This window comes from Aquirufa sp. Wall-65K1, assembly GCF_054558475.1.
Map to the genome: position 1 here is coordinate 381,005 of NZ_JBPXKD010000004.1, position 17,268 is coordinate 398,272.

Consider the following 17,268-nt stretch of genomic DNA (forward strand, 5'->3'; position numbering starts at 1 on the left):
GCTTGAATTTTCGAAATGCCTGTATACCTACCTCAAATGAAGTTATTAGTCAGCATTTTTCTTTTTACCGTACAATTATCTGCTTTTTCTCAAGCGCAAAAGGCAGAATTGGCCATTGATTCGATCATGAAATCAAGTCCGGTCATGGGAATCTCTGTAGCCGTGGTGAAAAATAATAAATTGGTCTATTCACATTCATTTGGTTTAAAAGACCAATCCAAGAATACTCCTTTGACAGATGATTGCTTATTTAGGATTGCATCTATCTCCAAATCATTTTCAGCAACAGCCATCATGCAATTGGTAGAAGCTAAGAAAATATCTTTAGAAGATGATGTCAGTAAGCTAGTCGGTTTTCCAATTCGTAATCCCCAATTTCCAAATCAAGTGATTACCCTGGGAATGTTGCTTTCGCATCGGTCCTCATTAAATGATAGTCAGGGTTACTTTAGCTTGGATGTCCTGAATCCAGCCAAGAATTCTAATTGGACACAATGTTACAACCCGGTGGAGCCAGGTAAGGGTTATATGTATTGTAACCTAAACTTTAATATGGCCGGAACAATCATAGAAAAGGTTTCTGGAGAAAGGTTTGATCAGTACATAAAACGTCATATACTTATGCCATTGAAGATTGATGGTGGATATTGCGTGGATTCATTGGATAAATCTCGATTCGCAACAATTTATGAGTACTCTATTGACTCAGCCAAGTTTAAGGCATCACCAGCAGCCTATGCCCCAAGAACACAGGAGATTGCTAATTATCAAATGGGATACTCAACACCTATTTTTTCCCCAACGGGAGGGATGAAAATATCCACGAGTGATTTAGCACGATATATGATTATGCATAGTCAAAGGGGTAAATTTGAAGGGATGAGAATTATTTCGAAACGTAGTTCCAAGGTGATGCAAACGCCCCTTTCAGAAGAAGAACATTATGGATTAGCATTATTAAAAACAGACCGATTGATAGCAGGGAAGACCATGACTGGTCATACAGGTTCTGCCTATGGATTAGAGAGTTTGATGTTTTTTCAGCCCAAAGAAAAATTTGGATTAGTTGTGATAAGCAATGGCTGCCACCCCGAAAGTGTGGATGGTTTCAATTTGATCTTGAAAAAAACAGCCAATGCCTTATATGATGCATTTATTCAATAGCGGATATTTTGATATATTATTTTAGAGCTAGGAGGGATTTACTCATTTCCTATCTTACAAAACCGCTCATCATTTATTTCATCTAATCCTTTTGGAAAATCCTTAGTTTGAGTTGTTTATTTACATAATCCCCTAAAAAACATGACTACTTTACTCGTTTTTGGAATCATTGCCATTTTATTAATTTTCTTCAGTTTGGTTACGGTTCAGCAAGGAAATATTGCGGTTATTTCTATGTTTGGTAAATACCAACGTATTCTTCACCCAGGTTTGAACTTTAAAATACCTCTGATTGAAAGTGTATATAAGGTTATTTCCATTCAAAATCGCTCCATTGAATTAGAGTTTCAAGCGATTACTATTGACCAAGCCAATGTGTATTTTAAATCCATGTTACTTTATTCAGTGATCAATCAAGAGGAAGAAACCATCAAAAATGTAGCCTATAAATTCATTGATGCTCAAAGTTTGATGCAAACATTGGTTAGGACAGTGGAAGGTTCAATTCGTTCTTTTGTGGCTACCAAGCGCCAAAGCGAAATCTTGAGTTTGCGCAAGGAAATTGTTTCCTATGTGAAAGATCAAATCGATCAAGTGATGGAGGAATGGGGTTATCACCTACAAGATTTACAATTAAATGACATCACGTTTGATGAAGTGATTCTGAAATCCATGAGTCAAGTTGTGGCTTCTAATAACCTAAAAGCAGCTGCTGAAAATGAAGGTCAAGCTTTATTAATCACCAAAACCAAAGCTGCTGAAGCGGAAGGTAATGCGATCAAAATTTCGGCGAATGCCGAGCGTGAGGCTGCTCAATTGCGCGGACAGGGTGTGGCTTTATTCCGACAAGAAGTAGCCAAAGGGATGTCGGATGCAGCTAGAGAAATGCAACAAGCTAACTTAGATACCTCGGTGATTTTATTCTCTATGTGGACGGAAGCCATTAAGCAATTTGGAGAGCAGTCGAACGGAAACGTTATTTTCTTAGATGGATCTGCTGATAATATGCAAAGAACCATGCAGCAAATGATGAGTGTCAACCAGCTTCAAACCATTAAGCAGACTAAAAAGAAAGAGAGCTAAGGCTCTCTTTCTTTATTTTACCGATAACACGTGTGCCAAATGATGGTCACAATGCCAGGCATAAATTCCTAATGCGCGATCTAATGGATAGGTAATTCCTCTTTCTGGGTTCACGTAGGATTTTTTCCAATCACTTTCCTGCATCGCATTTAATAAAAATACCCAACGTAAGTGAATATATTTTATCCCTTCTATTGACCATTCTATGGGTGCTTCGTTGCCATCGGGTAAATTAGCCCAATCAGCTTCCGAATAGGGTTTAATGATGGGGTTTTCCTCTGTCAAAGCCATTTTAAAACGAATAAAAGAATTCATATGGCTATCATTGACATGGTGAATTACTTGACGAGCCGTCCAACCACCCGGTCTATAATGCTTGGCTAAAGTCTCTTGCGACATTCCAGCTACTGCTTGTTGCAATTTTTCTGGAAATTCAACTAAGGTTTTAATCCATGCTGTTCTAATTTCTGGCGTAATGTTTTCAGGAGCCGAAAACCTACCTATCGGGTATTGCAATGAGTTGATTTCCATATGGTTAAACTGTTTTAGATTGGGTGTAAAAACCCGTAATTTCTTGGGCTAGTTGACGTGTTTGGGCTATCAAAGGATGCACCCCTTTGGAGATAGCCTCAAGCATTTCAGCGGCGGAATCTTTGTTCCACTGAGCGGTATTGACAGTAACCATTATTTCACCTTCCTCTAATAACATGGGAGTTTGAACAATAAAGGACTGTTTTCCTGCAGCAGATAAAGCATGAGCTTGTTTTTTTACTGCTTCAAAACTTTCTTCTAATTCAAGCGCATGATTGCCTCTAATTTCAAGGACAATCTTCTCTTGCTGATTTTGGGCAGCTAATTCTTCCTTAATGGCCAAATCAAGTGCTTCTAATTGTTTACGAATGGCATGGTAGTTTTTACCTGTACGCATCCTTTCTCTTAAAGACTGGCGGATGAAATAGGTAATTGAATCCGTAATGGTCAATCCAATTTCTGCCATTTGTTTAAAAATTAAGGAACTAGGCGACATACCAGGGATGGTATTGGGATCATGTAAAACCACCTGGCCACCCTCTGATAAAAATCCATCGATTCGAGTACAAACACCAAAGCCTAAATCATCAAATGCCTGACAGACCATTTTTTGGATTTGTTGCAAATCCACTAAACTGGCATCCATGGGTATGCGTTTCCGAGTAGCCTTAGATTTATATTTAGCATTGAAATCAAAAACTTCGACTGATTCATCGATAACGATTTCGGTAGGAGGTAAGGCAACCGTTTGTCCTTTGGGACTTTGAATCACGCCACAACTAAATTCGTTGCCTTGGACAAAAGATTCCAACAAGATAGCATCTTCCGAATGGATGGAATGAATACTAGCCTTGGTGACACTTAATTTGAAATATTCTTGTAAACTGGAAAGTAAGTCGGCCGGGTGTTGGTAGTTTTGGTGATTAAATCGGACAGGGAAACCAATTCCTTCGTCCAAATTCACCATTTTTTGTAATAAAACTAATTTATCTTCTTCCGTATAATTCAACCAGTCCTCGCGGTAAATTTCTTGAATAAATAAGCATTTTTTGATCGCCTTGTCGAAGTCTTCTAAGGAATCTTTTTTCACAAAAGCCAAGCCAATGGAAGAGCCTTGATGTGGCGCTTTGGCAACAAATGGAATTCCGATTTCCTTTTTCACTTGTTCAAAAAGGGTCTCTCTTCCGTATTTTTCGTAATCTTCTCGTTGAAGTACAAAATACTTTTTATCTAAACCAACACTCTTTTTTAGCCAGTCATTTTGTTTGGCTTTATCGATACCAATGGAGGAGCCAAGTAAACCTGGTCCCGAATAGGGGATGCCAAACCATTCTAATAAACCTTGAATGCTACCATCTTCTGCAGCGGGTCCATGCATGGCCAAGAAAACAAAATCAAAGTATTGGGAAAATTCATGTGGCTGAATTACTTGCCCAATTTCAGCAATGATCTGTTGGTAATCTTCCGTCGATAAATCCTTAATGGATTCGATGTAAACAGAGAATATGTCGTCTTGAAATCTTTTTGGAGGGAAAAAATCACGAATAGAACTTGAATGTATCAAATCTTCGTGGATCAAAATAAAATTACCTAAGCTATCCACAAATACAGGGACAGGTTGAAATAGGGCTTTATTGATATGAGCCATGGCAGTCTTACCGCCAGCAAAACTAATTTCACGTTCACGAGCCGGTCCCCCAAAAAATATTCCAATTCGCATCATGAAACTTAAGATTGTAGGGTTTGACTTAACTCTTCTACCGATATAATTTCGGGCACTTCGCGACGAATGGCTTCTTCAACACCTGCTTTAAAGGTCATGGCAGACATATTGCATGACTTACAAGCACCTAATAAATTAAGCTTTAGGCGATTATCATCTGTAATTTCAACGATCTCCACATTTCCACCATCGGCAATGAGGTAGGGGCGTATGGAATCAAGGGCTGCTTGTACTTTCGAATATAGAGGGTGGTTTTCCATAATTATTGACGTGGAGTAGAAGCGTTTCTAATAGCAATTTGTTGGGCTAAATTAGCAGCAATACTAGCGAAAGCGCTGGCACTTGTTCCTTCCGTAGCGGCGATAGGTTTTCCCTCATCTCCGGCTTCGCGGATGGCTTGAATCAGGGGAACTTCGCCCAAGAAAGGAACTTTGTATTTTTCTGCTAAGTTTTTGCCGCCGTCTTTACCAAATAAATAATATTTATTGTCTGGTAATTCCGCTGGAGTAAAGTAGGCCATATTTTCTACTAAACCTAAAATTGGAACATTGATTCCAGCCTGGTTAAAAAATTGCAATCCTTTAGTCGCATCAGACAGAGCTAATTTTTGAGGAGTAGTCACGATAACAGCTCCAGTCAATTTAATTAATTGAACCAATGTTAGATGAATATCTGAAGTTCCAGGAGGCAGGTCAATCAGCAAATAATCTAATTCATCCCAATTGGTATCTCCGAAGAATTGACGTAAAGCTTGGGTCATCATGGGACCTCTCCAAGGCACTGGACTTTCACTTGGAGCTAAAAAGCCCATTGAAATCATCTTAATGCCATATTGCATGATGGGCTGAATGCGGTTTTTACCGTTGACTTCCTGTACCAAGGGCTGTAATTCCTCTGCCCCAAACATCACTGGGATGGATGGTCCTGAGATATCAGCATCCAAAATACCTACCTTAGCCCCGCTTTGTTTTAAAGCCATGGCTAGGTTAGCCGTTACGGTTGATTTACCTACACCACCTTTACCGGAGGCTACTGCAATCACATTTTTGACACCAGGAATTAATGGATCAGAGGAAGTTAGGCTGGTAACCTCCGCCGTCATGTTGATGATAATTTTTAAGTCGGGATGCACCAAACGATGAATGGCCTCCTCGCAATCTTGTCTAATTTTTTCTTTTAATGGGCAGGCAGGAGTGGTTAATACCACGGTGAAACGAACTTCACCAATACCTAATTCCACATCTTTTATCATGTTCAAGGTCACCAAATCTTTTTTAAGATCAGGTTCTTGAACAGTGCTTAAGGCACCTAATATGATTTCTTTACTTACGCTTAATTCTCCCATGAATGCTTTGTCTCTATCAAACCTCAAATATAAGGTTTTTTCACCTTTAATTGCCTCTTGGAATTAACTTATTGATAAAATTCGAGCTTGTATGGCTTGCAAAATTTTATGGGTATCATAGCCCAAATTACTCTTGGAAAACTCAGATTTACATTGTTCCAAGCTTTGCAAATAAAGGGCTTTTTTGGCTGGATGAAATTGATGTCCTAAGGTTTGAAATACCGATTTCCATTTTTTTTCAATTTGGAGTAATGCTGGGCTGCAATAACAGGTGCTGAATTTTTCCCAAATGTATTCTTCAGCAGTTTCATTAGGATGAATCATATCAGCAGCATAAAACCGATAATCGCGTAATTCATCTATCATGATTTCAAAGGCAGGAAAATAGTCGACTTGCTCGTGATTGTTTTTTAATGTTTCTGCGGCCAAGCGAAGCAATGCCTTGGAAATCGCGTTCTCTGGCATGCCGTCTTTGGTATGTCTGACTGGAGAAACCGTTAAAATAATGCGTAAATCGGGATTTTTCTTGATTATTTTTTGAATGAATTCCTGATAAGGAACAATGATTTCATCCAAAGTAGATAATCGTTTTTCAAAGGCATTAGCTGCTTGTTTATGGCAGTTCGCAATAGGTCTTTTTAATTTTTTATCCCAATAATAATAAGCCGTACCCCAGGTTATCAGCAAAAATTGGCTTTGTGCCAAACTTTTTTTGACGATTTGTTGACGCTGTTGTATCAGCTCCATGAGGTCAGATGGGTCTGCGGCACATAGACTAGAGTGGTAATCTGGGTGCAGCCAAATACCTTGTTGATTGACTAATTCTATGGGAGAAAGTTTTTCTGTTTGAAGTGCTTTCAGGATAGCATTGGGGTGAAAAAGCGTTCCAAAAGGTTGGTTCAGGATGTTAATGGGTAAATTTTCCATTCTTTTTCCCATATTTTCAGCAAAGCAGGAACCTAGGCTAATTACTGAGGAGGAGGGAATTATTTTCTGGGTGGATTCGGGTATTGGAATGGGAGTGGAAAATTGCATTTTATTTTTACTGGTTTAAACGCATGAATTTTCAAAATATGCGATATTTCAAGGGCAATTTATTCAATTTTAGTGGATTGTTATTAGCTCAAACCAGTGGATTATATCACAAAATGACATGGAATGGTATTATTCAGCGGTAGTTTTGAATTCGTCCTGGATTCTATTTCGAATCTGATTGAAATCAATAACTTTGCGATTTGCATTTATTCATACAAATTATAAGCTATGTCGGAACTTGGAGCGGAGCGTGCACGATTAAAAACTCGTAATGATAATAAAGGCTGGAAAAAGTGGGGGCCTTATTTAACAGAAAGGCAGTGGGGTACGGTACGGGAGGATTATTCGGCTCATGGAAATGCTTGGGATTCGATCACTCACGACATGGCTCGGTCCAAAACTTACCGTTGGGGCGAGGAAGGCATTGGCGGAATTTCAGATAATAAGCAGCATGTCTGTTTTGCTTTTTCTTTTTGGAATCACAAGGATCATATCTTAAAAGAGCGGTTTTTCGGATTAACTGGTGGGGAATCCAATCACGGAGAGGACGTTAAGGAATTGTATTATTATGAGGATTCTACCCCGACTCATTCTTATATGCGGATGAGTTATAAATATCCGCACCAAGCTTTTCCTTATCAAAAACTGATTGATGAAAGTAAAAAAAGGACTCGTTTAGAGCCTGAATATGAATTGTTAGATACTGGCATATTTGATCGAAATGAATATTTTGACATCAAAATGGAATATGCCAAAGCCGATGAGCAGGATATTTTAATACAAGTAACGGTAGAGAATCGAGCCAAAGTAGCGGCCCCAATCACCGTATTACCCACCATTTGGTATCGAAATACTTGGTGTTGGGGATATGAAAATTATAAATATAAACCATTGCTTACTGGGGTGGGTCATTCCTTTATTGAGGTAGATCACCGGGTAGTGGGGCGTTTCAAGCTTTATGCTGAAAATGCAGATGAATTTTTATTTTGCGATAACGAAACCAACTTTCGTCGCCTACATGATTCACCTAATTTAAGTCATTTTGTTAAGGATGGTATCAATGACTACATCGTTAACAAGGCCAAGAATACCATTAATCCCAATAATATCGGAAGTAAGGCGGCGGTTCGTTTTTCAGCTAAAATTCCGGCTGGGGGTAAAAAGGTATTTCGTTTGCGGTTGACGAATCACTCCATGCAACATCCTTTTGAGGATTTTGATCAAGTATATTCGGCAAGAATCAAGGAAGCCAATGAATTTTATGATGATTTGCATGGAAATGTAAAAGAGGAGAAGTTGCGCCACATACAGCGTCAATCTTATGCGGGTATGCTTTGGACAAAGCAATGGTATTATTATAACGTTTTTGAGTGGATCAAAGGAGATCCTTCTATGCCGCCACCGCATCCGAGTAGAAAGGTGGGTAGAAATAATACTTGGCGTCATATGTATGCGGCAAATATTTTATCCATGCCTGATAAATGGGAATATCCTTGGTTTGCGGCATGGGATTTAGCTTTTCATACCTTACCATTGGCCAGGTTGGATCCAGATTTTGCTAAGCGGCAATTAGCGGTTATTCTTCGTGAATATTACATGCATCCTAACGGGCAGATTCCCGCATATGAATGGTCTTTCTCGGATGTAAATCCGCCTGTACATGCGTGGGCGACTTGGAAGGTCTATGAGATAGATAAGCAAATGAATGGGGGAGTAGGAGATGTTACTTTCTTAGAAAGAATTTTCCATAAACTCTTGTTGAATTTTACTTGGTGGGTCAACCTGAAAGATGAGGGAGGAAATAATATTTTCGGTGGAGGCTTTCTGGGTATGGACAATATCGGTGTATTTGATCGATCGGCCACCTTGCCTACGGGCGGGCATTTAGAACAAGCGGATGGAACGGGTTGGATGGCCATGTACAGTTTGAACATGCTTCGAATTGCCTGTGAGATTTCGATTGAGAAGCCTGTGTATCAGGATATGGCTTCCAAGTTTTTTGAGCACTTTTTGCACATTGCAGGAGCGATGCAGGCCATTGGAGGAGATAAATTGAATTTGTGGGATGAGGATGACCAATTCTATTATGATATGTTACATAAGGAAGATGGTAGCTTGATGTTATTGAAATTACGTTCAATGGTTGGCTTAATTCCATTGTTTGCGGTAGAGGTATTGACTTCAGAAATGTTGGAAAAATTACCTCAATTTAAAAGAAGGGTAGAGTGGGTTTTGAATAACCGACCGGATTTGGCCAATTTGATCTCTCGTTGGTATGAGCCAGGTAAGGGAGAAAGCCGCTTATTATCCATTTTGCGGGGTCATCGGATGAAAATGATCATGAAGCGGATGTTTGATGAAACGGAATTTTTATCGGATTTTGGTATACGAACTTTGTCAAAATACCATCAACAGCATCCATATAAATTCATCTATGATGGAGGTACCATTCAGGTCAATTATGATCCTGCGGAATCCACGGGCGATATGTTTGGAGGGAATTCCAATTGGCGAGGACCTATTTGGTTTCCAATGAATTTCTTAATTATAGATTCATTAAGGAAATTCTCTGATTATTATGGAACGGATTATGAGGTTGAATTTCCGACTAATTCGGGTGTTATGGTTAATATCAAAGATGCAGCCGAAGGAGTTTCAAAGCGATTATTAGATTTGTTTATCCCGAATAAAGAAGGAAAGATTCCCATGTATGGAACCTATGAAAAAATGCAAGAAGATGAGCATTTCAGGGATTCTATGTTGTTTTTTGAATATTTCGATGGAGACACGGGTAAAGGTTTAGGAGCCAGTCATCAAACAGGATGGACAGGATTAATCTCAGAAATTATACATCAATTATATGGATAAGCGTACACCAGAAGAAAATTTTGCAGCCTTGAATTTGGCATTACCACCGGCACCTAGTCCACTAGGTGTTTATAAGCCTGGTCTTCAAATGGGGGAATTGTATTACGTATCAGGTCATGGACCTGTGCAAACTAATGGAAAATTAATCATTGGCCGTATTGGGGATAGCTTAACGATGGAAGAAGGAAAGCAAGCAGCCCAACAAGTTGGATTGACTATTCTGGCTACATTAAAGGCACAGCTGGGTAGTTTAGACCGGGTGAAAAGGGTGGTAAAAGTATTGGGAATGGTGAATTGCACCTCTGATTTTGAGCGACATCCTTATATCATCAATGGCTGTAGTGAGTTATTTGCTCAGGTTTGGGGGGAGGAAATGGGAATCGGTGTTCGCAGTGCTGTGGGTATGGGGACTTTACCTGACAATATTCCTGTAGAGATTGAAGCCTTGTTTGAATTACATCAATAAGCTGATATTCTTTATCAGTTTTTTCTCGGATTATCTGGGGTTTCGAGCTTAGCTTTGAGCTTCCCTCCGCTTGGTTTGATGATCAGGTATGTTTTTCAGATTTGTCAATCTGGATCGGCGAATTGGTTTTTCATTCAATTGTGTCATTCAGATTTGTCAACTTTTTGAAAGTTGACAAATCTAAGTGGCCCCCAAGCTCATTTATTAATCCTTATTTGGAGATTTCCAGCATGGCTTTCAAGGCTTTGTAAGCAGGGATTCTGATTTCTTCGCTCAAATGAATTTCTGGAAGCTCGTAATATAGCGCGTTATATAATTTCTCCAAAGTATTCATCTTCATGTAGGGACATTCACTGCAAGCACAGGAGTTTTGCTCATTGGCAGGGGCGGGGATCAAATGTTTTTGAGGAACAGCCATTTTCATTTTATGCAAAATGCCGGCTTCCGTAGCTACAATGAAGGTTTGTCGCTCTGATTTTTCCACATAGTTCAACAATGCCGTTGTACTTCCTACATAATCTGCCTCCCGTAATATCATTTCCTTACATTCGGGATGGGCAATCAACAATGCATCAGGGAATTCTACGCGCAATTGCTTTAATTTATCAAGTGAGATATCAATATGAACCATGCAGGCACCCTCCCATAAAATGAGATCACGTCCTGTTTTATGAGCCACATACCTGCCTAAATTAGCGTCTGGAGCAAAGATGATTTCCTTGTCTTTAGGTATGGACTCCACCACCTGCACCGCATTGGAAGAGGTACAAATGATATCCGTCATGGCCTTAATTTCAGCTGAGCAATTGATGTAACTTACCACCACTGCCTCAGGATGTTTCGCTTTTAAAGCCGCAAATTCCTCTACTGGAACTGAGTCAGCTAAAGAACAACCGGCATTGAAATCAGGAACAACAACCTTTTTTTGCGGATTTAATATTTTGGCTGTTTCACCCATAAAATGAACGCCACAAAAAACGATTAGGTCGGCGGTAGTTCTTTCTGCCGCTTGTGAAAGTCCTAAACTGTCTCCCACAAAATCAGCCAATTCTTGGATTTCACCATCTACATAATAGTGCGCCAAAATCACCGCATTTTTTTCGGCTTTTAATCTTTTTATGGCTTCAATTAATTCTGCCCCTTTGGGTGCAGATCTACTGATATAACCTACTTCTGCTGCTTCTTCCGTTAAATTCATGCTTTTTTTGCTTTTAAGCTCAGATCTAAACTCTTAATTTGATGGGTTAATGCACCCATGGATATATAATCTACCCCCGTTTCGCCATAGGCTCTTAAGGTATTTTCATTAATTCCCCCGGATGCTTCGGTAATAAATCTTCCATTGATTTTTCTAATGGCATCTCTAAGTCGATCCGGACTAAAATTATCCAACATAATTCGTTGCACCCCCCCAAAAGCTAGGACTTCATCTAATTCCGCCTCGTTCCTGACTTCAATTTCAATCGCTAAGCCCAATTGGTTTGTTTGATTAAAGGCAAAGGCTTTTTTAAGGGCAGCTTTGATACCACCTGCGTAATCGACATGATTATCTTTTATTAAAATCATGTCATATAAAGCAAAACGATGATTCACTGCTCCTCCAATTTTACAGGCCCATTTTTCTGCAATCCTGAAGTTGGGTGTTGTTTTTCTAGTGTCTAATAATTGACTACGGGTTCCTTCCAGCAGGTTTACCATCCGTTTGGTGTAGGTAGCAATTCCTGACATTCGCTGCATGCAGTTTAACACTAGCCGCTCTGCTTTTAAAATGGATTGAGCCTTACCTTGGACCTCTAAAACGATTTGCCCAGGTTGAATACTTGCTCCATCCATCATAAAGGTCTGCACTTGTAAGTCAGCATCTACCTCTTGGAATATATGAAGGGCCATTTCAACACCAGCCAAAATACCCACGTCCTTTACTAATAACTGAGCTTTTCCATGAGCATCATGGTCCACGGTGGCCAAGGAAGTGTAATCTCCTGGTCCAACATCCTCCTTTAAGGCTGATTGAATAAAGGACTTGATGTGAATAGGATCCAGGTATGCCAACATGCTCACGGTTTTTGTTTCGCAAATTTACAAATTTTAATCTTACTTGAGTGGGAAATGGAATTGTAAAAAAAATATCCTATTTTTGCTCCCCATCATGCAAAAGAAGGCTAACTTTTTTCAATTGTTTTTATTTCTACCAGTCCTATTCTGGCTGGTAGCAAATCCTATTTCCCTGTTTTCTGCAGAGAAAAAGGCAGTACAAACAGAGAAAAAAATACCATCTAGTAAGAAAGAAACTAATCCAGAAACGATTGTAAAGGCTGAACAGCCTGTATATCAGGTGAGTAGCAATCTTCAGTTGGATTTTCCAACGGATTGGGCTTTTCAGCAATTGTCGATTCCTAGTTTCCAAGAAACGTTGCATGCATTTAAATTACCTATTGCATTGCCGCGTGCTCAGATACTGAGTATTCTATTTACCCAATTTATAGCCACTCTGGCCCCTTGAGAATTGTCTAATTTGTTGGACAATTTTACACTTATTTTATTTCAATTTTAATTTACTATTATGCGTTACAAAAGTGCCATTATATGGCTGTCTACGATTATTTCAGCCCTTTGTATCTTTTTCCTTTCCTTTACTTGGAAAGCGAATCAATTACGTGATCAAGCCGTTACTTATGCTACAAGCAAAGACGGTAAGTATGATCCTGCGAAGCGTTTACGCTTTATCGATTCCCTTTGGAAACAACCTGTTTATTTGGGATATACTTTCCAGGAAGTAACTCAATATGCCCTACAAAAAGGTCTTGACTTAGAAGGAGGTTTACATGCCGTATTAGAGGTTTCACCAGATGAAATTTTACGTGCACTTTCTGGTAAAAGTAATGATCCAACTTTTGAGAAAGCATTAGAAGAGGCTAGAAAACAGCAAATCAATTCTACTTTGCCATTCAATGAGTTATTCTACGCAGCTTTTGCTAAAATAGCTCCCAACCAAAGTTTAGCTTCGGTGTTTGCTAATTCAGTGAACCGTGGTAAAATCAGTTCTACTTCTTCAGATTCTCAAGTTAAGAAAGTTATTAATGCGGAAATTGATGGTGCTGTAGACCGCGTTTACAAAATTATTCAAGCGCGTATCGACAAATTTGGAGTAGCCAACCCGAACATTCAGCGTTTACCAGGTTCTAACCGTATCCAGGTGGAGCTGCCGGGTGTAGACAATCCTGAGCGTGCTCGTAAATTGTTATCTGGGGCTGCCAAATTAGAATTTATTGAGTGTTATGAATTGAATGAATATGGCGCTGGATTAAATGCTTTAGGTGCATTATTAGAACAAGAGACAAAAGCACCAGTGGCTGCTACAGCACCTGCTGCAGCGTCTAAAGATACTTCAGCTAATGCTTTAGCTTCTCAATTGACTTCGGCTTCTAAAACTGATTCTGGAAAAGCTAAGGCTGATACAGCGGCTGGCAATGCATTGACTAAGTTATTTGTACAGATGGGAAATGGTATCGGAGTGTATCGTAAAGATACGGCCCGCGTTAATGCTTTATTCCGTCGCCCAGAAGTGAAAGGCTTTTTCCCTGCTAATTTAACGTTTGCTTGGTCAGCTAAAGGAACACCAGCTACCAACGGAGATGAGATTTTGAGTCTTGAAGCCTTGAAAAAAGGAGAAGGACAATCTGCTCCTTTAGAAGGTGATGTGATTACAGATGCCGCACAAGATTTCGATCAGACTGGTCGTGCAGAAGTAACCATGTCCATGAATGGAACAGGTGCTCGTATCTGGAAAAACTTGACTGGTGCTAATGTAGGTCGTCGTATTGCGATTGTTTTAGATGGTTATGTATACTCTGCTCCAGTTATCAATGGTGAGATTCCTGGTGGTCGTTCTTCCATCTCTGGAAACTTTACCGTAGAAGAAGCAAAAGACTTAGCCAATGTATTGAAAGCGGGTAAGTTACCAGCTCCTACGCGAATTGTAGAAGATGCTTTCATTGGTCCATCCCTAGGAAATGAAGCTATTAACCAAGGATATTTATCCATGGTATTAGGTTTGTTATTGGTTATCATCTTCATGGTTGGTTACTACGGTACTCCAGGTTGGATGGCTAACTTATCCTTATTCTTTAACTTATTCTTCATTGCTGGAGTATTGGTACAGATCCAAGCTTCTTTGACTCTACCGGGTATTGCAGGTGTTGTATTGACGCTGGGTATGGCGGTGGATGCCAACGTATTGATTAATGAACGTATTCGAGAAGAATTACATAAAGGGAAAGGCTTATTGGAAGCCATTAACTTAGGTTATGAGAAGGCACTAAGTGCTATTTTGGATGGTAATATCACCACAGTTTTGGTCGGTGTAATCTTGATTATTTTTGGATCAGGTTCAGTAAAAGGATTTGGTGTGACCCTTTGTATTGGTTTAATTACCTCTGTATTTACTGCGGTATACCTATCACATATCTTCATTGATTGGATGGCTAAACGTGCCATTAAAGCTGGAAAAGAGAAAGAAATGACTTTTGAAACCTTTATTTCTAGAGACTTATTCAAAGGCATGAATTTCGATTTCATTGGAAAGCGTAAATATTCATATTGGTTCTCTTGGGGATTAATTTTATTAGGTGGTATTGTTTTATTCATGCAAGGTGGATTTAACTTAGGTGTTGACTTCAAAGGAGGTCGTTCATATGTGGTGGAGTTCTCTAAGCCAGTAGAAGCAGGATTAGTGAAGGAAGCTTTGAAAGATGATTTCAATGGTGTTGGTTCTGAGGTAAAGACCTATAATGGTCAAACTAAATTAAAGGTAACAACTTCTTATTTGGTAGAAGATGAATCGATTCAAGCTAACCAAACAGTTAGAACAGCTTTAGAGAAAGGTTTATCAGAATTTTCTGCAAGCAATCCTAAGATTTTATCTGAATCCAAAGTTGGTGCTACAGTAGCGGATGATATTTTGACCCAATCTTTTGTGTCGATATTCTATGCCTTGATTGCCATCTTTATTTATATCTTAATTCGTTTCCGTAAATGGCAGTATTCATTAGGAGGTATCATCGCTCTATTGCACGATACATTGGTGGTACTAGGTATGGTAGGAATCGTTCGTTTATTCGGATTTGAATTGGAAGTTGACCAGGTTTTCATTGCAGCGATCTTGACAGTAATTGGTTATTCCATCAATGATACAGTGGTTGTTTTTGACCGTATTCGTGAGGAAATTGGTGTAGATCCTGACATGGGAAATAAGCCATTGATGATTAAAACCATCAACGAGTCTATTAACCATACCATGTCTCGTACGGTGATGACAGCAACAACCGTGTTTTTAGTGGTAACTGTCTTATTATTATTCGGTGGAGATGTATTAAGAGGTTTCTCTTTCGCCATGTTTATTGGTGTTGTATTTGGTGCATATTCTTCTATATTTGTAGCTGCACCTATTGTAATCGACTTTGGTACGTCGAAAAAAGAAAAGAAATAAATTCATTAGGCCGGTGCAATATTTGCACCGGCTTTTTAATGATTTCCATTTAAAAATTTGATGCTATGAGCAACAGTATTTGGAGAAAAAAACCGTTGGAAGCCTATGCAGCTGACGTTAAAAACAATCAATTAAAACGTGTTCTTGGAAAATGGGCTTTGACCTCCTTGGGTATCGGTGCGGTGATTGGCGGGGGTATTTTTACCTTGACAGGAATTGCTGCACATGATTGGGCGGGTCCTGCTTTGGCCTTATCTTTTGTGATGGCGGGTGTAGCGTGTACGTTTGCAGCATTATGTTATGCTGAATTTGCCTCGATTTTGCCTGTGGAAGGCTCAGCTTATGCCTATTCATATGGTACAGTAGGTGAGTTTTTTGCCTGGTTCATTGGTTGGAACCTAATTTTGGAATACATGATGGGAGCTACCACGGTAGCCGTGGCTTGGTCTGGGTATTTTGAAAAACTATTACATCTCTTCAACATTAACTTACCGATTTATCTCACGAATGATCCTGTTACAGCAGCTGAAAAAGCTGAAAAGCTACGAGCAGCAGGTGAAACGGTACCCGATTTTGCCTTTGCTTTCAATTTACCTGCCTTCTTGATTGTTTGGGGAGTAACTTGGGTTTTGGTTAAAGGAATTAAAGAAGCAGCTAGTACCAACAACTTAATTGTTATTTTGAAGGTGGCTGCGGTAATTTTTGTTATTGTAGTCGGTGCTTTTTATGTAGACACCGCAAATTGGCATCCTTTTATACCGGAAGCGGTGATTGATGAATCGGGGGCACAGCACTATGGATTTAATGGTGTAGTGACAGCGGCTAGTATCATCTTCTTTGCCTACATAGGTTTTGATGCCGTTTCTACTCAAGCAGGTGAAGCGATTAATCCAACGAAAGATATTCCATTCGCCATTATTGCCTCTTTATTGATTTGTACCTTGTTGTACATTTTAGTTTCCTTGGTTTTAACTGGTATGGTTAAATACGATACTTTGGATTTGAAAGCACCAGTTGCTTCAGCTTTTGAAGGGGCTGGTTTACCTATTGCCATGTACATTGTGACTATTGCTGCAACAGCAGGTTTAACTTCCGTCATGTTAGTAATGATGTTATCTCAAACCCGTATCTTTTTGGGTATGGCCAAAGACGGATTATTACCCAAAGGTTTGTTTGGCGCGATTCACCCGAAATTCAAAACACCATGGAAAAGTACCATTTTCGTAGGAGGTATTGTTTCCGTTGTTTCTGCATTAACTCCAATCGACAAAGTATCTGAAATGTGTAGTTCGGGTACCTTATTAGCCTTTGCCATGATTTGTGGTGCAGTTTGGTTACTTCGTGTTCGTGAACCAAATATCGAGCGCCCATTCCGTGCTCCTTGGTTACCATTCGTAGCTACTGCAGGTATCTTATGTAATCTTTATTTGATGTGGGGATTACGTACAGAGACAAAAATATCCTTCTTGATTTGGGGTAGTTTAGGTGTTCTTGTTTACTTCCTTTATAGTAAAAAGCATAGCAACTTGAACCAAAACAACTAAGTCAACAAGAAAGTAATATTT

At 39.4% G+C, this 17,268-nt stretch carries 14 protein-coding genes; 7 read left to right on the top strand and 7 right to left on the bottom strand.

The features are described 5' to 3' along the window. Positions 1-15 precede the first annotated feature (15 nt). Complete coding sequence (locus ACST15_RS09075; RefSeq protein ID WP_459454332.1) at positions 16-1,164, top strand: serine hydrolase domain-containing protein; 1,149 nt, start codon at positions 16-18, stop codon at positions 1,162-1,164. 141 nt (positions 1,165-1,305) lie between these two features. Then, positions 1,306-2,247, top strand: a complete 942-nt coding sequence (locus tag ACST15_RS09080) for an SPFH domain-containing protein (protein ID WP_459454333.1) — start codon at positions 1,306-1,308, stop codon at positions 2,245-2,247. 12 nt (positions 2,248-2,259) lie between these two features. On the opposite strand, the gene ACST15_RS09085 is transcribed toward ACST15_RS09080, so the two are convergent. The 5 genes from ACST15_RS09085 to ACST15_RS09105 all read right to left on the bottom strand — a co-directional run bounded on the left by ACST15_RS09085 (position 2,260) and on the right by ACST15_RS09105 (position 6,881). Further along, on the bottom strand, positions 2,260-2,778 hold the full coding sequence (locus ACST15_RS09085) for a YfiT family bacillithiol transferase (protein ID WP_459454334.1): 519 nt from the start codon (positions 2,776-2,778) through the stop codon (positions 2,260-2,262). 4 nt (positions 2,779-2,782) lie between these two features. Next, entirely contained in the window at positions 2,783-4,501 is a 1,719-nt protein-coding gene (locus tag ACST15_RS09090) for a D-alanine--D-alanine ligase family protein (RefSeq protein ID WP_459454335.1), read from the bottom strand. Between the two features lie 5 nt (positions 4,502-4,506). After that, the gene (locus ACST15_RS09095) at positions 4,507-4,761 is read right to left on the bottom strand and encodes a NifU family protein (protein WP_459454336.1); all 255 of its coding nucleotides are present in this window, start codon (positions 4,759-4,761) and stop codon (positions 4,507-4,509) included. Positions 4,762-4,763: 2 nt separating this feature from the next. Beyond that, the gene (locus ACST15_RS09100) at positions 4,764-5,846 is read right to left on the bottom strand and encodes an Mrp/NBP35 family ATP-binding protein (RefSeq protein WP_459454337.1); all 1,083 of its coding nucleotides are present in this window, start codon (positions 5,844-5,846) and stop codon (positions 4,764-4,766) included. Positions 5,847-5,909: 63 nt separating this feature from the next. Further along, positions 5,910-6,881, bottom strand: coding sequence for a GSCFA domain-containing protein (locus ACST15_RS09105; RefSeq protein WP_459454338.1), 972 nt, complete (start codon positions 6,879-6,881; stop codon positions 5,910-5,912). A gap of 228 nt (positions 6,882-7,109) precedes the next feature. Between ACST15_RS09105 and ACST15_RS09110 the strand changes: the two genes are divergently transcribed. Both ACST15_RS09110 and ACST15_RS09115 read left to right on the top strand, forming a co-directional pair. Further along, a complete protein-coding gene (locus ACST15_RS09110; RefSeq protein WP_459454339.1) occupies positions 7,110-9,749 on the top strand; it encodes an MGH1-like glycoside hydrolase domain-containing protein in 2,640 nt (879 codons plus the stop codon). After that, on the top strand, positions 9,742-10,215 hold the full coding sequence (locus ACST15_RS09115) for a RidA family protein (RefSeq protein ID WP_459454340.1): 474 nt from the start codon (positions 9,742-9,744) through the stop codon (positions 10,213-10,215). The genes ACST15_RS09110 and ACST15_RS09115 overlap by 8 nt, the downstream gene beginning before the upstream one ends. Positions 10,216-10,426: 211 nt before the next feature. On the opposite strand, the gene nadA is transcribed toward ACST15_RS09115, so the two are convergent. Further along, a complete protein-coding gene (gene nadA, locus ACST15_RS09120; protein WP_459454341.1) occupies positions 10,427-11,413 on the bottom strand; it encodes a quinolinate synthase NadA in 987 nt (328 codons plus the stop codon). Continuing rightward, the gene (gene nadC / locus ACST15_RS09125) at positions 11,410-12,249 is read right to left on the bottom strand and encodes a carboxylating nicotinate-nucleotide diphosphorylase (RefSeq protein WP_459454358.1); all 840 of its coding nucleotides are present in this window, start codon (positions 12,247-12,249) and stop codon (positions 11,410-11,412) included. The genes nadA and nadC overlap by 4 nt, the downstream gene beginning before the upstream one ends. Positions 12,250-12,364: 115 nt before the next feature. Between nadC and ACST15_RS09130 the strand changes: the two genes are divergently transcribed. From ACST15_RS09130 to ACST15_RS09140, 3 genes are all read left to right on the top strand, one after another. Beyond that, positions 12,365-12,718 carry a hypothetical protein gene (locus ACST15_RS09130; RefSeq protein WP_459454342.1) on the top strand — a complete coding sequence of 118 codons (354 nt, stop codon included), beginning with the start codon at positions 12,365-12,367 and terminating at the stop codon, positions 12,716-12,718. 60 nt (positions 12,719-12,778) lie between these two features. Then, positions 12,779-15,703 carry a protein translocase subunit SecDF gene (gene secDF / locus ACST15_RS09135; RefSeq protein WP_459454343.1) on the top strand — a complete coding sequence of 975 codons (2,925 nt, stop codon included), beginning with the start codon at positions 12,779-12,781 and terminating at the stop codon, positions 15,701-15,703. Between the two features lie 65 nt (positions 15,704-15,768). Then, entirely contained in the window at positions 15,769-17,247 is a 1,479-nt protein-coding gene (locus ACST15_RS09140; protein ID WP_459454344.1) for an APC family permease, read from the top strand. The last annotated feature ends 21 nt before the right edge of the window (positions 17,248-17,268 follow it).

Excerpts from the sequence above, each read along its gene's own strand:
- ACST15_RS09075 (WP_459454332.1), top strand. The coding sequence starts at position 16 with ATGCCTGTATACCTACCTCAAATGAAGTTATTAGTCAGCATTTTTCTT.
- ACST15_RS09080 (WP_459454333.1), top strand. The coding sequence starts at position 1,306 with ATGACTACTTTACTCGTTTTTGGAATCATTGCCATTTTATTAATTTTC.
- ACST15_RS09085 (WP_459454334.1), bottom strand. The coding sequence starts at position 2,778 with ATGGAAATCAACTCATTGCAATACCCGATAGGTAGGTTTTCGGCTCCT.
- ACST15_RS09090 (WP_459454335.1), bottom strand. The coding sequence starts at position 4,501 with ATGATGCGAATTGGAATATTTTTTGGGGGACCGGCTCGTGAACGTGAA.
- ACST15_RS09095 (WP_459454336.1), bottom strand. The coding sequence starts at position 4,761 with ATGGAAAACCACCCTCTATATTCGAAAGTACAAGCAGCCCTTGATTCC.
- ACST15_RS09100 (WP_459454337.1), bottom strand. The coding sequence starts at position 5,846 with ATGGGAGAATTAAGCGTAAGTAAAGAAATCATATTAGGTGCCTTAAGC.
- ACST15_RS09105 (WP_459454338.1), bottom strand. The coding sequence starts at position 6,881 with ATGCAATTTTCCACTCCCATTCCAATACCCGAATCCACCCAGAAAATA.
- ACST15_RS09110 (WP_459454339.1), top strand. The coding sequence starts at position 7,110 with ATGTCGGAACTTGGAGCGGAGCGTGCACGATTAAAAACTCGTAATGAT.
- ACST15_RS09115 (WP_459454340.1), top strand. The coding sequence starts at position 9,742 with ATGGATAAGCGTACACCAGAAGAAAATTTTGCAGCCTTGAATTTGGCA.
- nadA (WP_459454341.1), bottom strand. The coding sequence starts at position 11,413 with ATGAATTTAACGGAAGAAGCAGCAGAAGTAGGTTATATCAGTAGATCT.
- ACST15_RS09130 (WP_459454342.1), top strand. The coding sequence starts at position 12,365 with ATGCAAAAGAAGGCTAACTTTTTTCAATTGTTTTTATTTCTACCAGTC.
- secDF (WP_459454343.1), top strand. The coding sequence starts at position 12,779 with ATGCGTTACAAAAGTGCCATTATATGGCTGTCTACGATTATTTCAGCC.
- ACST15_RS09140 (WP_459454344.1), top strand. The coding sequence starts at position 15,769 with ATGAGCAACAGTATTTGGAGAAAAAAACCGTTGGAAGCCTATGCAGCT.